Origin of the sequence: Pseudoalteromonas sp. CNC9-20, from assembly GCF_022347875.1 — a bacterium.
Classification (GTDB): Bacteria; Pseudomonadota; Gammaproteobacteria; order Enterobacterales; family Alteromonadaceae; genus Pseudoalteromonas; species Pseudoalteromonas ruthenica.
This window is the reverse complement of sequence record NZ_JAKRFS010000003.1, coordinates 344,202-358,519: the sequence shown is the minus strand read 5'-3', so window position 1 is coordinate 358,519 and position 14,318 is coordinate 344,202. Positions and strand designations below refer to the sequence as shown.

Annotated in this window: 10 protein-coding genes; 6 read left to right on the top strand and 4 right to left on the bottom strand. The window is 46.4% G+C overall.

The features are described 5' to 3' along the window. Positions 1 to 120: 120 nt before the first annotated feature. On the bottom strand, positions 121 to 2,160 hold the full coding sequence (gene prlC, locus MHM89_RS08760) for an oligopeptidase A (protein WP_239408622.1): 2,040 nt from the start codon (positions 2,158 to 2,160) through the stop codon (positions 121 to 123). A 138-nt stretch (positions 2,161 to 2,298) separates the two neighbouring features. Here prlC and gorA point away from each other — a divergent pair, with 138 nt between their 5' ends. The 5 genes from gorA to MHM89_RS08735 all read left to right on the top strand — a co-directional run bounded on the left by gorA (position 2,299) and on the right by MHM89_RS08735 (position 7,395). Beyond that, positions 2,299 to 3,657, top strand: a complete 1,359-nt coding sequence (gene gorA / locus MHM89_RS08755; protein ID WP_130148637.1) for a glutathione-disulfide reductase — start codon at positions 2,299 to 2,301, stop codon at positions 3,655 to 3,657. Positions 3,658 to 3,993: 336 nt separating this feature from the next. Then, on the top strand, positions 3,994 to 4,968 hold the full coding sequence (locus MHM89_RS08750) for a hypothetical protein (RefSeq protein WP_239408621.1): 975 nt from the start codon (positions 3,994 to 3,996) through the stop codon (positions 4,966 to 4,968). Positions 4,969 to 4,976: 8 nt separating this feature from the next. Beyond that, positions 4,977 to 5,585 carry a hypothetical protein gene (locus MHM89_RS08745; RefSeq protein ID WP_239408620.1) on the top strand — a complete coding sequence of 203 codons (609 nt, stop codon included), beginning with the start codon at positions 4,977 to 4,979 and terminating at the stop codon, positions 5,583 to 5,585. Between the two features lie 315 nt (positions 5,586 to 5,900). Then, complete coding sequence (locus MHM89_RS08740; protein ID WP_022944255.1) at positions 5,901 to 6,338, top strand: thioesterase family protein; 438 nt, start codon at positions 5,901 to 5,903, stop codon at positions 6,336 to 6,338. Positions 6,339 to 6,342: 4 nt separating this feature from the next. Further along, a complete protein-coding gene (locus MHM89_RS08735) occupies positions 6,343 to 7,395 on the top strand; it encodes an aldo/keto reductase (RefSeq protein ID WP_239408619.1) in 1,053 nt (350 codons plus the stop codon). Between the two features lie 22 nt (positions 7,396 to 7,417). Here the strand turns inward: MHM89_RS08735 and MHM89_RS18915 are convergent, their stop codons facing one another. Beyond that, on the bottom strand, positions 7,418 to 10,507 hold the full coding sequence (locus MHM89_RS18915) for an ATP-binding protein (protein WP_239408618.1): 3,090 nt from the start codon (positions 10,505 to 10,507) through the stop codon (positions 7,418 to 7,420). Between the two features lie 184 nt (positions 10,508 to 10,691). Here MHM89_RS18915 and MHM89_RS08725 point away from each other — a divergent pair, with 184 nt between their 5' ends. Then, complete coding sequence (locus MHM89_RS08725; RefSeq protein WP_239408617.1) at positions 10,692 to 11,594, top strand: ABC transporter substrate-binding protein; 903 nt, start codon at positions 10,692 to 10,694, stop codon at positions 11,592 to 11,594. On the opposite strand, the gene MHM89_RS08720 is transcribed toward MHM89_RS08725, so the two are convergent. Both MHM89_RS08720 and MHM89_RS08715 read right to left on the bottom strand, forming a co-directional pair. After that, positions 11,551 to 12,168, bottom strand: coding sequence for a LysE family translocator (locus MHM89_RS08720; RefSeq protein WP_239408616.1), 618 nt, complete (start codon positions 12,166 to 12,168; stop codon positions 11,551 to 11,553). The genes MHM89_RS08725 and MHM89_RS08720 overlap by 44 nt on opposite strands. 2 nt (positions 12,169 to 12,170) lie before the next feature. Then, positions 12,171 to 14,309 (bottom strand): exonuclease domain-containing protein, encoded by a 2,139-nt coding sequence (locus tag MHM89_RS08715; protein WP_239408615.1) that lies wholly within the window; start codon positions 14,307 to 14,309, stop codon positions 12,171 to 12,173. Positions 14,310 to 14,318 lie beyond the last annotated feature (9 nt).

The window sequence follows — 14,318 nt, the reverse complement described above, 5'->3', positions numbered from 1 at the left end:
TCGCATACTTAGAAAAGTTACTATTAGCATAGTATGAGTGACTGATTTTGCGAGAGAAAGTGAGAGTTTTATGGGGGAGGAAAAGCAAACAGCGCCCGCAGGCGCTGTCAGTTGTATGGCTTAAGCCGCGATGCCACTGTGCCTAAGCAATGCGTCAACGGTTGGCGCACGGCCACGAAAACGCTCAAATAGCACCGCTGGCTCTTCAGAGCCGCCTTTTTCCAAGATATTGGTTAAAAAGGCACGACCGGTATCGCTATTAAAAATGCCCTCTTCTTCAAATTTAGAAAAGGCATCGGCCGAGAGCACTTCTGCCCACTTATAAGAATAATAACCCGCGCTGTAACCGCCGGCAAAAATATGCGCAAAACCATGCTGGAAGCGGTTGAAACTCGGCGGCTGAATAACTGCCACCTGCTGGCGCACCTTATCTAGTATGATTTGAATTTCACTGCCCGCAGTGGGGTTGTAATCGGCGTGAATATGAAAATCAAATAACGAAAACTCGAGCTGGCGAACCATCTGCATAGCGGATTGGTAGTTCTTTGCCGCGAGCAGTTTTGATAGCAGCTCTTGCGGTAAGGGCTCGCCACTTTCATAGTGGCCAGAGATAAAGGCAAGTGCCTCTTTCTCATAGCACCAGTTTTCTAAGAACTGGCTTGGTAATTCCACCGCATCCCAAGCCACGCCGTTTATACCGGCAACAGCAGCGGCATCCACTTGAGTCAACATATGGTGCAGACCATGGCCAAATTCATGGAACAAGGTGACCACCTCATCATGGGTAAACAGTGCCGGCTTATCCCCTATTGGGCGATTAAAGTTACACACTAAATAAGCGACTGGGGTTTGCAATTGCCCACCCAAGCGTACTTTTCGGCCCATGCAGTCATCCATCCAAGCGCCACCGCGCTTGTGCTCACGGGCATACAAATCAAGGTAAAAACGCCCGCGCAGCGTGTTATTGCCATCATAAATGGCGAAGAAACGCACATCGTCATGATATATATCAATATCTTGCTGCTCTTCAACACGCACACCAAACAGTTGCTCAACTGTTTTAAATAGACCACTGAGGACTTTATCTTCAGGGAAGTACGGGCGTAATTGTTCGTCGCTGATGGCGTACTTCTCTTGCTTTAGCTTTTCACTGTAGTAGGCATAGTCCCACGCTTCGAGCTGTTCAATATCGTGTTTTTCTTTGGCATAGGCACACAGCTCCTCTAGCTCTTTTTGCGCTTGTGGTCTCGACTTTTCCGCCAAGTCATTTAAGAAGCCAAACACTTGCTCAGTGGAGTCTGCCATTTTAGTGGCTAACGACATTTGCGCATAGCTTTCAAAACCCAACAACTGCGCTAATTCATGACGCAGTGCCAATTCCTCATCCATGATAGCGCTGTTGTCATATTCACCGGCATTAGGGCCCTGATCGGACGCACGGGTCACAAACGCGGTGTAGGCCTCTTGGCGAAGTTCACGGTTATCGGCGTGAGTCATAATTGGCAGGTAAGAAGGAATATCTAATGTAAACAACCACCCTTCTAACTCTTTGCTCTGCGCTGTTTGCGCCGCCAAAGCCTTAGCTGATTCAGGTAAGCCCGCGAGCTCTTGCTCATCGGTAATATGCTTTTGCCATGCCAGTGTCGCATCCATCACATTATTACCAAACTTAGCGGCAAGCTCACTTAAGCGGCTGGATATTTCGCCATAGCGTTTTTTATCACTGGCATTCAACGCGATGCCAGAGAGCTTAAAATCTCGTAAGGCATTATCAATAACTTTTTGTTGTGCCTTTGACAGCTGCGCGTATTCATCGCTTTGCGCTAAAGCAGTGTATGCATCAAACAACCCTTGGTGCTGACCCACATAGGTGCTGTATTCACTTAATTTAGGTAATACTTGGTCATACACTTCACGCAGAGCTTGAGAGTTTACCACAGAGTGCATATGCGACACGGGCGAAAACAGTCGACTTAGCTTGTCATCCGCTTCCTCCAGCGGCATCACTAACCCTTGCCAAGTAAAGTCTTTGCCAGCAAGCACTTGTTCAATGGTTTTCTTGCACTGCTCAATACCGTGCTCCACGGCTGGCACCACATGCTCGGGTTTGATCTTTGAAAATGGCGGTAAGCCCTCTAGGCCAATCAACGGGTTGGTCATAGTAATCTCTCATTATTCGTTTAATACCTACATTCTTGGGGCGATGATGGAAAATGCAAGTGCAGATCCACCGCCTTATTTCTGCTAAGGTATGGCAATATAGTGATGACAACATCAGTTCATAGGAATAAAGAAATTATGGCTCAACATTTTGATTATATTTGTATTGGCGGTGGTAGTGGCGGCATTGGCTCGGCAAATAGAGCGGCCATGCGTGGTGCTAACGTCGCGTTAATTGAAGCAACTCACTTAGGTGGCACTTGTGTGAATGTAGGATGCGTGCCTAAAAAAGCGATGTGGCATGGTGCCCAAGTTGCAGAAGCAATTAAGCTATACGCCCCAGATTATGGTTTTGATGTTGAACTAAAGAGTTTCAGTTGGAGTAAGCTGGTAGAAAGCCGTGAGGCCTATATTGGCCGTATTCACCAAGGCTATAACAAGTACTTAGCCAGCAACGGTGTAACTGTGATTAATGGTTTTGCCAAGTTTATTGATAGCAATACCGTAGAGGTGAATGGCGAGCACTACAGTGCCGATCATATCCTTATTGCCGTGGGCGGACGCCCTATTATTCCAAATATTCCTGGTGCTGAGTATGGCATTGATTCGAACGGCTTCTTTGAACTCACCGAGCAGCCCAAACGCGTTGCGGTTGTGGGTGCTGGTTACATTGCCGTAGAAATTGCCGGTGTACTGCATGCCCTAGGCACAGAAACGCACCTATTTGTGCGCCGTCATGCACCACTGCGCAATTTCGACAACATGCTGGTAGAGACGTTAGTGGAGGTCATGAAAAAAGAAGGGCCGACCCTACATACCGAATGCTCACCTAAAGAGGTGGTGAAAGAAAGCGATGGCAGCCTCACCATTCACTTTGAAAATGGCCACAGTCAAAATGTCGATGAAGTGATTTGGGCCATTGGCCGCACGCCTACCACCGATGCTATTAACGTTGCTGCTGCAGGTGTAGAGGTAAACGAAAGTGGTTATGTGAAGGTCGATGAGTACCAAAATACCACCGCCAAAAACGTTTATGCCGTTGGCGACATTATCGAAAATGGCATTGAACTCACACCGGTTGCAGTTAAAGCGGGCCGCTTACTCTCTGAGCGCCTTTTCAACCCAGAAATGCCTAATGCGAAAATGGATTATGACCTAGTTCCGACCGTGGTATTTAGCCACCCACCTATCGGCACTATTGGTCTCACCGAGCAAGAGGCCATCAACCAATATGGCGAAGAAAATATCAAAGTGTACAGCTCTACGTTTGCAGCAATGTATACCGCCGTCACCCAACACCGCCAACCATGCGCAATGAAATTAGTATGCGCTGGCAGTGACGAAAAAGTGGTCGGCTTACATGGTATTGGCTTCACCGTTGATGAGATGATCCAAGGTTTTGCGGTAGCTATGAAAATGGGCGCGACCAAAGCCGACTTTGATGCCGTGGTTGCCATTCACCCCACCGGCTCTGAAGAGTTTGTTACTATGCGCTAACACGCTGAGTCACTGATAACCTCTGGCAGGCTGTTCAAAACAGTCTGCTGCCTTAGCCCCTCGACAACACCCTATCTGCCAAGGCCATACAAACGCACTCTTGAAGGCTGTTCACTCTCTATGACACTCACCATGATAAAAACTCGCGTTAGCGCTTAATAGTGGGCACGTTATTTGAGCACTACTTGATGACGTTAACCCGCAACTGACTCCGCACAACACACTTAACCTTTTCAAGGTGGCAGACACTTTTAACTAGAACAGGCGTGTGCTATATTTTAACCTCTAGCAGGATAGCTAGAAGTAACGGAATACAACTTTAAAAGGATGATTAAAATGCCTATCCCAGCCCATTTAACAGCATATAACCTCTATAACACATACAATTCAGCTCAAAATCAGCAAAAGTCGAACGCATTCGCTCGAGTTTTAAAGCAAAGCGAGAGTTTAACCGTGATTCAGATGAATACCGATGAATTCTTTGATTTTTATGTATGTACCCTTTTAAAAATCGGCTTTTCGCGACTAGATATAGCCGATCTATTTGGTAAAAGTGCTGAGCTTGGCAACCTCACCAAAAAGCAGCGCGACACAGCCTATGACTATATTAAAAAAGCGGTTGTTATGGCCCCTGCAATAGATGATATTAAAGTGCTCAAGGGAATGCTTCACGATATAAAGAGTAAAGCGCGAATACTGTCTAAGTATCAAGTAAAGCGTTATGGTGGCTCAATCAGCGTGGTTATGAAGGGTAATTCACGTTTTGGGTCTTTTCTTGCTGGTACCTGGTACATAGCAAAGAATCCAAAAGTGTTTAATATTGCAGCCGGCACTCAAGCTGCAAAAGGCGTGCTAAGATCAGGGTTTGTGATGACTTTGGTTTTATCGCCTGCGTTTCGAGGTCTTGATCAATTAATGGATGATGACTTAACGTGGCATGACTTTGTAGTGGGTGTCGCTGTTGATTATGCAATTGCTTTGGCTTCAATAGCTACTGCTGCTGGAATTGTTTTTGCAGGCACATTTGTTTTGGGTACCTCAATGGCTGCGGCTATACCGATGGCCGTTGTGGTCACGGTGAGCCTACTCTTTTCTGGATCCGCAACTTTCGTATTCAATGAGCAAATTGAACGCTTTATTGCGGACACAGCAGATATATTAGCTAAAAATGAAGAAGAACTCTTTTGGAGATTAAAAAACAAGAAAGTTATTTTAAAAATAGAGAACACCCCAGATGGATATGAAAAATTCATACACAACCTACTAGCTGTCCCAAACATAAGTGGGATATTTAAAAAGAACACATATTAGATTTAAAAATGAAAATATTCCAAGAAGAACCAATATTTAAAACTGGATTCACATATAAGGAAGTTGCAGGGCTAATAGTAACTGTTTTTTTTGCAATACCAGTGTTAATTTTAATTTCTAATGCTTTAATAAATAAGTTTTTAGAAACAATATCTTTGTTAGAACTTACAGAAAAAGGTGAAATATTTTTTTTCTATGAAACTGGGCAATCTTTAGGGTTTATATTTTTCATCATCACTATATCACTCTATATCTTCCTGGCTTTACCTGTATTTATAAACAGAAGGTTCAGCAGAAAAATTATAGGATGGTCTTCACTTATTGGCGGACTAGCACTTTTGTTAGGTATAATAACTGCTACTATCTCAAGCTTTTTAGTAGAGAGTTATATTGAAGATAAAGGTTATAGCAGATGTAGTTATTATTCTGGTAGTGGTTACAACCCTGTAGACTACTACGTCTTTGACTCGAAGTACTGTGTATCAGCGGTCTCAATCTTAAAAAATAAAGCATTACCTTGGTTTGAGGAAGCAAATAAAAAGGGAGAGGTTGACTATGACGAATTTTTGCTTAAGGTCGAGCAGTGGAAAGCAGAAAGCCCTAGGTATAAAAAATAGTCACTATGACTATTAATTAATCTACACGTAGTAAATTTGCACAAAGATCACGCTCCCCATCGGGGGAGCTAGAACCTGAAAGTATTACTTGGACATGGATATGTTAAGTAGTGAGCCCGTTTTCAACTTTCAAGCTCCTTTTAAAGAAGTAGCTCGTGCGATTATATATGAAACTTTTACTTCTCTTACCTTTTAGACAGCAACAGCGCTTTATCAAAAGCATCACAATGAAAAGCATCTAAATCCATTGATCGCTTGTTATTTGTTTGCACAAGCTGTCGTGCTAGTCTGAGTAAAAACTCTAAGGATTTACTCATGCCAGATAAACAACAGTTTTTAGAACGCTTTCCGCACGCCTGTGAAATTAAAGTGGCCTGGGGTGATATGGATGCGCTACAACACGTCAATAACAGTATGTATTTTAAGTATTTTGAAATAGCGCGTATTGATTTCTTTGCGCAAGCGGGGCTGTTTGATCGCCTCGAGGCAGAGAAGATAGGCCCCGTACTGGCTGACAACTATTGTAAATACAAGCGCCCGGTTACCTTCCCCGACACCTTACTCATTGGAGTCAGCGTTAGCGAGATTGCCGAAGCAGGGTTTATGACTCACTACACGGTGTTTTCTTGTGCCCAGCAAGCCATTGTTACCGAGGGTCAAGCTCGAGTGGTAATGTTCGATTTCAAGACATCGCAAAAAGCACCATTGAGTGATACCTTACGTACATTCCTACATGCGAATGAAAAAGGATAACTCAATGCATTATACAAAGCTTGGTCGCAGTGGTTTGAACGTATCGCGGGTGTGCCTAGGGAGTATGACGTGGGGCAGACAAAACACTCAACAAGATGCCGATGAGCAGCTCAATTACGCGCTGGCTCAAGGCGTTAACTTTATTGATACTGCAGAAATGTATGCGGTTCCCCCAACGCCGGAAACCTATGGTAAAACCGAAGCCATTATTGGTGATTGGCTAAGCCGCCATAGCGACAAGCGCAAGGATATGGTTATTGCCACCAAAGTGGCTGGGAATGGCCTAGCTTGGGTCCGTGACGGTGGTGACATCACCAAAGAGTCAGTCATCAGTGCCGTTGATGGTTCGTTGCAACGTTTACAGAGCGACCATATCGATCTTTATCAAATTCATTGGCCTAACCGCACCTCGCCACATTTTGGTAAACAGTGGCCAGGCATGGTGGATTTGCAGCAAATAGATAAAAGCGCGCAGCGGGCGCAAATGCACGCTATTTTAGAGGGCTTAGATGCGTGTGTACGTGCCGGTAAGATTCGCCACTGCGGGCTTTCAAATGAAACGCCTTGGGGCTTAAGCCAGTACCTTGATTTAGCGAAGCAGTATTCGCTTCCTGCCATGGTATCAATGCAAAATGAGTTCAGTTTAGTGCATGCCAAAGATTGGCCTTATCTGCTTGAACAGTGTCACCATGAGGACATCGCTTATTTGCCTTGGTCTCCTTTAGCGGGCGGCATGCTCAGTGGTAAATACTTAGGAGGAGCCCGGCCACAAGGCTCGCGTTGGACCATCGCCCAGCGTAACGGCTTGTTCCGCGATACTCACCTTGCGCAAGAAGCCGTTGCTAAATATCAGGCTATCGCGAAAGAGCACAATATGACGGCGGCACAACTGGCCCTGGCGTGGTGTAACCAAGTGCAAGGGGTTACCTCCACTATCATTGGTGCAACCACTGTGGCGCAACTTGAGGAAAACATTGCTGCATTTGATATCCAGCTTGAGGACGAAGCACTGGCGCAAATCGACTCAGTATTAAAAGCCTATCCCGCTCCCTTTTAATGTGGAAGTAGCCTGTAATAGGCTACTTTTCTGATTTCACATCTATTTGCGTGCGCTTTTTCACATTGGCTACGCTGAGCCAGTAATACACTTTCTCTAACAGCTGATCAGCATCAACAGGTTTGGTGATGTAATCACTCATACCCGCTTGCAAGCAGCGTTCGCGATCCCCTGCCATGGCGTTGGCAGTCATCGCGATAATCGCAATGCCGGTGTAATGCTCACCCGCATCCCCTCGGCGAATCGCTAAACTGGCGCTGTAGCCATCCATCACCGGCATTTGGCAATCCATTAAAATGACGTCAAAGTGCGGATCAGTATTGAGAATATCTAATGCTTGTTTGCCATCCCCACAACTGACTAGGGTGATGGGTAAATCCTTAAAGACACCGGTCACAACCACTTGGTTAATAGCGTTATCGTCTACCACTAGCACTTTTGCACCTGAAACCGAATGAAAGTCGAGTGCGGTGACCGGTGGGCTATCACACAGTGGCTGCTCCGCCCCTTCGGCTGAAAATAAAATATGGGCCAACACCACAGCAGAAATAGGTGGTAAGAGGCATTCAACATTGTCATATTGCTCAGCAAATGCCGTATTCATTTGATACTGACTACAATTGACGATGACTTTAAGTTTTTCACTGTGCTGGGTATGTAATAAGGTATGTAAATGCGCTTGCACCTCTCGGCCTTGTTTCGTAGCGTCGACAAACAGTAGCAACTGATGGAAATCACCAGAAGCTGCGAGTTCGTCAACATCATGCCAGTCGGCGTCGATTACTTCAGCGCCCCACTGGCGCAAATGATTAGTGATCACCTGTCTACGTATGGCCACTTCATCGATGATAACTGCGCGAGACCCAGCCAAAGGCTCAGCCATTACCGCACGGCTTTCAGCACTGCTTAACATGATATGGCCGATAAAGCGCGACCCTTTGCCAAGCTCACTCTCAACACGGATCTCGCCCCCCATCAGCTGCACAAGTTGTTTAGTGATAGCTAACCCTAGTCCGGTGCCGCCATACTTGCGGGTAATGCTGTTATCCGCCTGCGTAAACGAGTTAAAGAGATCTTTTAGCTTGCTTGGCTCAATACCCACACCTGAATCTTCTACAACAAAATCAATACGGTACTGACCTTCTTGTAGCCGACTTTGAACCTTTATTAACACATGGCCATTGTCAGTAAATTTAATGGCGTTACCAAGCAGGTTGGTAAAAATTTGTCGAATACGGGTGACGTCTCCCAAAAACGTAGGTTGAGTCAAGCCACTGCTATCTAATAAAAGCAACAGCCCCTTCTCTTTTGGGCGAATGGAATTGGATTGCAGTAACTCACTGAGCACCACCTCTAAATTGACACTTTGTACTTCAAGCTCCATCTTTCCTGCTTCGATTTTAGAGATATCAAGCACACTGTTGATCAGCCCAGTTAGATTCGTAGCACTGGCCTGTGCTAATTGCAGATAATGGTTTTGTTGCTCGCTTAACGGCTCTTTTTTGATCAGGTTGAGCATGCCAAATACGCCATTCATGGGGGTGCGCAGCTCGTGGCTCATATTGGCTACAAATAGACTTTTGGCTTCGTTGGCTTGCTCCGCTTCCTTGCGCGTCGCTTCAAGTTGCTCTGTGCGTTCGGCTACCTTAGTCTCGAGAGAGGCATTCATACTCTGCAATTGTCGGCGTAAATTAAACTCAGTAGTATGATCATAAAGCAGCAATGCAGCCACCGCAGAAGAGGTTGGCAGCTTCTGCTCGTACACAGGTAGCACGCTAACATTGACTTGTCGTTCTTCACCATCAGCATTACTGATACCCAATTCCATATCAAGGTGTTCACGCTTATCGATAGCGGCTTGAATTTGCTTGCATTGCCGCTCTTCGAAGCCCAACAATGTGGCAAAGTGCTGATTTTCCGAACCATTTACAGAATTAAATAGCTGCTCAGCCGCCGGATTAGCACTGCACACAGCCCCTTTGCTATTTAACAGCAGCACAGGCATTGCGGTGCGTTGAAAAATGGTGTGGTACTCACGAATCGTGCGCGACAAGGTCAGCTGACGAATAACAAAATGGTGATACGTTAGGGCACTGAGTAGCAAAATAACATAGAGAATGATGAGGACCCCCAGCCACACCTGCCAACGCCTATCTATCGCCATGGCGAGACTTTCTTTACTGAGATAAAGTGCAAGGCTTAGGGCGATAGGTGTTTGTGGACTGCCAACGGTTATCGACTGCTGTTGCGCATAAACGTGTTGAGCAGAGAGCTTATCTAAGTACACCGGCATTCCCAACTCTTGTTTATTGGTGCGAACAAATTGCTGCTGCGCGGGCACGAAGGTAGCATTGAATTCATTGGCAAATAGCCAGCGTGTATCAGGATGAGCAAAGAACTGCTGTTGAGCGCCGATACCAATTAACTCTAAGCCTTGAGCAAGCCCCTGTGCTATCGAATTAATCAATACATTAGCGTCATAGTTGACGACTAATATGGCCCGGGGTTGGCCCTGCTCATCATGTATCAGTTGCGTGATGCGATAAGTCGGCTGGTAAGGCTCCTGCACGCGTCCAAACTCGTGATTCAGGTTGATATCAGAGACATAAGTTTGCTGGCTTTGCAGCTGCATACTATGGGATATATAGTCTCTGCCCCCTTTAGCTTGTAGTTGGGACTGTGGTGTACGTACTATTTCGTCGTCGACGAGCTCCACCCTAACCAATTCGGAATAATTTTTATCAGCCAAAATATAGCGAATTTGCAGCACATCTCCGTGCTCTTGAATGTAGGAGCGAAATATAGTCGCGAGGCGATCACGCCATTGACTTAGCGATGTTTTATCTTGTTCATCAAAGCCTTGGTTATCAAGGGCGCGGATAATGCCACGATTAGGAGGAGTATTAGCAAGAAATCGAACTTGGCTGCGCCCGTATTCGAAATGTTGCTGTACGTCGTCAACTCGCATCGCTAGCTGGCTATTGATTGTTTGTTTGGCGTTACTTGCTTCGCTGCTTTGGACCAACACGTATGCGTAATAACCGACCCCCGCAAACAGGGTAGTGAGAACGGCCAGCATGACTATTAACCCGTAGCGCTCAAACCATGTCACTGTCATCGTCCCTTTAGTGATTATGCCTCATGGACACCCATCTTTTTAGTCTAGATGAGTTCCCGCACTTCACAACATGGATCTCACGCTTTGTCTTCCCCTTAGAGAAACTGGCGAGACTCATGTGAATTTCTATACTCACCTAGAGCACACTGTAAATACCATTACCGCACAGGGAGAGACTATGCTTAAGCCACGACAACTACTTGTTGCTACTTTGGTTTTATGTACAGCTTGGAGTACCAAGGCACAAACGGTAGAGAAAATCATTTGGCTACAAAGCAAGACTCCGCCCTTCCATTTACCTCGTACTACAGAGTATCCCTTTGCAGGGCTATGTGATGAGTTGCTCAACCAGCTCATCACCAATATGCCAAATATTGAACATGAAAAGCTGCTATTGCCGCAAAAGCGTATTCACCGCTATATGAATGAAGGCGAAAAGGTATGCTTCCCATGTATGATCCACCGAAATAAAGATACACACACTGCAAAGCTCAGTATCCCCACAGCGGTGTATCCTCCCTTTACACTTATCACTACGGTAGACAAGCGCGATAAACTCACACAAGTCCATGGCAAGCCTATTAATTTGGCGAGTTTGTTTGCCGATGACTCTTTTACTTATGGCCAAGTGGCTGCGCGACGTTTTAGTGGCGAGCTGCAAACGTTGCTACAACAGACGGCTCACTCCCGCCCTGCGGTATTGAGTTATCGCGCCGATGGCGAAAGCGGTGCAATTGCCGAAATGCTACAACATGACATCATCGACTACACCCTTGATTACCCGTACATGGCTCGCTATTTTGCGAAGAAATACGGCAATATCCGCGCCTTAGAAACCAACCTCACACAAGACTTAGTCAGAGGCGCAGTAGGCTGCTCCGCGAGCGCTGCAGACGGCTTCGCTGAGCAAGCTATTTCGGCCATCAACAAAGCGCTCAACCAAGACGTGTTGGAAAATACCAATTACGTGCTGTCACAGCGTTTTTGGTTAGCTCCTTATTTCACTGATTTTGATGCGGTTTATAAAACTCACGTGCTCAAAGCCACTGACGAGCAACCACCATCAACGCAAGACCCATAAAGGCAACACTGAGTAAGCGATTGATCAACACTTGATTGCGCTCCAATACAGGTAAAAATCGACCATGGCTACACAATAGTGCCACTATCACATACCAACTCGCATCAATGACGGTAGGCGTTGCCACCATAACAGCGCCTTGCACGGTACTGACTTGCTCTGCGGGGATGAATTGAGAAAATAACGCGATAAAGAAAATGGCTAATTTAGGATTCAAAAAAGCTATAAAAAAGCCATCTGTGGCGGCTTTTTTATAGCTCCCTTGGGTTGTCTCAATGGTCAGCTTTCCTGCGCTACTACGCCAACTGTTAATAGCGAGGTATACGAGATAAGCCGCCCCTCCATAAATGAGCGCGGTGTACAACATCGGCCACTGATGAATAAGTGCGCCCAACCCTAACACCGCTATGAAGGCATACACACCCACACCAAAACCATGGCTCAATGCGGTAATAATACCCGCCGTGCGGCCACTGGCTAGACAATGCTTCAGCACGACAGCCAAGCTAGGCCCGGGAGACATCGCCCCCATTAAGCATATTCCTACCAGCGCTAACCACATTGATAATTCCATTGTTATTCTTGCCTTTGTTGTTGTATTAAATTAAAAATTGCCACCGTTGCTTCTGCGTCACTCATGGCGCGGTGATGCCGCGACAATACAATATCTAAATCGGCACTTAAACGTGCTAAAGAGTATGATGCATGTCCGGGCAAGTAACTGCGACCCAAGCGCACCGTACATAGCTTCGCCATACTTAAGTGGCGTTCGGTACGGGCAAATTCTGCTTTTAAAAAGCCATAATCAAAGTTAACGTTATGGGCGACAAAAATACAGCCTTGCATAAATTGCCACAGCGATTCTGCCAACTCTGCGAATACAGGGGCATCGGCCACCATCACATTATCTATGCCGGTAAGCTCGGTAATTGCTCGCGGTATGTGACGCTGTGGGTTAACTAACGAATGCCAACGCGCAACTTCCTTACCAGCCACCACCTTGATAGCGGCGACTTCGGTGATCCGATGGCTTTGATGGCGCCCACCGGTGGTTTCTATATCAACAATCACATAAGGCTGTTCACTGTTCACCTGCCAGCGTACGGTTTGCACACTGACATCAAACCCGGCACGCTGCAATTGTTTTAACGCCACCAGCTGGTTACGGCGCAAGCTATCACCCGGCGCTTTTATTTCTTCAAAACGCACTTTGCCAGATGTGATCACCATCAAATCTGGATAACCGTCCTTGGCGCTGCGGAAGTCTTTCGCCATGGTTTCCAGCTGCGTATAAACCGCGCTTAGGGGAGCATGATTGATTAGAGCGACCAATGGCGCTAATACTTCTTCGTGCCAACGAATAAATGCGTTAGGCTGATGGTAGTAGCGACTGGCCGCCGCGCTGATGTGAGTGATTAACGCCCCTTTACTACTATGCTCTGCGAACAGTTCACGTATTTGCTGCTGATAATAGTGATAAAACTGGCCGTCACGTAAGCTTGCAGGAAAAACATCAAACTCACTCCCCCTGCCAGCCTGCTCGCCATCAAACAGTAAGTGCCAAAAACAGAGCGCAAATAAGTGTTGCCACAACTGATTTTCGCTATGCAGCGCTTGTTCGCCGCGTTGGGTATATAAATCTATCACCCCCTGCTCGACTTGATGGCGATACGCCTCATCTATAGCCAGCGGTTCTTTCTCAGCCAGCAGGTCGCTCAGTACGCTGGTGCGTTTGCCTTGATATTTTAAAGCGTAAAAACCCTCGGCGAATACAAATACCTCATCGCTAGGCGGATCGTCAATCAATGCGCATAAACGCTGCTCAACCCATTGCCTGTGCCCTTTTTTAAAGCGCTGACGCAGCAGCAATTCAATGGCGCGGTTATCCTCACTGTGTGCTAGCACTGATAATGCTAAATCTTGATGCGGCGCTTCCGCGAGTAAGGCTTTACCTAAACGATAGAGATACTCATGCGAGTAGCGCTCTGCCAGCGCACCAATAGCGCTTGGTAGCTGCGTTACTTGCTCGCCATGCTGCACCAGCTGCTGCTCGCTCAACTCGCTAACCTGGGCCCGTAATTGCGCATAAGTGAACGCACTTTTAGCCTCCTCTAAGGTGTCAAAGCGCGGGATGACCTTGCCTTGTTGGGTGCGCATGATCCCTAAATCACGTAACGAAAAATGACCCAGCCCAGCTTGTAGACGACCAAAAAAGATAAAACATAAATAAGCTAAAACCGGGTTATAGGCATGGACTACATAACTGAGAAATACATGGCTGTGGCAAGCTTTAGCAAAGCTCACGTGGGTTTGGCAATAGCCCAACCATTGCTCTTTACGCTTAGACAACGCCACCCCGGGTAGTCCCAGTTCACGACAAAGTGCGACTAGCTCAGCTTTGGTTAATGCCACCAACCATTGTTCAAACTCCCCCTCGTGTACATGACGCAACCAACCTCGACGCTTGAGTAAGGCGAGCGCCAGTGGCGCTTGCTCTATCTCGTCATAATGCAAGCTGCTTTGTTCAAGAAAATCAGACTTGCGATTAAAGCCGCGTACCAACACACATTGGGCATTTTTTGGCAAGGCTAAAAAGTCATCAATAAAGCGTTGTTCATGGGCACCGCATAAATGCCAGCCTTGGTGCTGGAAAAAATGCAGCAACTCCAAGAAGTGATCATGATAATAGGTTGGGGGTAAAGACTTGTTGTACATAAACTCGGT

Excerpts from the sequence above, each read along its gene's own strand:
- prlC (WP_239408622.1), bottom strand. The coding sequence starts at position 2,160 with ATGACCAACCCGTTGATTGGCCTAGAGGGCTTACCGCCATTTTCAAAG.
- gorA (WP_130148637.1), top strand. The coding sequence starts at position 2,299 with ATGGCTCAACATTTTGATTATATTTGTATTGGCGGTGGTAGTGGCGGC.
- MHM89_RS08750 (WP_239408621.1), top strand. The coding sequence starts at position 3,994 with ATGCCTATCCCAGCCCATTTAACAGCATATAACCTCTATAACACATAC.
- MHM89_RS08745 (WP_239408620.1), top strand. The coding sequence starts at position 4,977 with ATGAAAATATTCCAAGAAGAACCAATATTTAAAACTGGATTCACATAT.
- MHM89_RS08740 (WP_022944255.1), top strand. The coding sequence starts at position 5,901 with ATGCCAGATAAACAACAGTTTTTAGAACGCTTTCCGCACGCCTGTGAA.
- MHM89_RS08735 (WP_239408619.1), top strand. The coding sequence starts at position 6,343 with ATGCATTATACAAAGCTTGGTCGCAGTGGTTTGAACGTATCGCGGGTG.
- MHM89_RS08725 (WP_239408617.1), top strand. The coding sequence starts at position 10,692 with ATGCTTAAGCCACGACAACTACTTGTTGCTACTTTGGTTTTATGTACA.
- MHM89_RS08720 (WP_239408616.1), bottom strand. The coding sequence starts at position 12,168 with ATGGAATTATCAATGTGGTTAGCGCTGGTAGGAATATGCTTAATGGGG.
- MHM89_RS08715 (WP_239408615.1), bottom strand. The coding sequence starts at position 14,309 with ATGTACAACAAGTCTTTACCCCCAACCTATTATCATGATCACTTCTTG.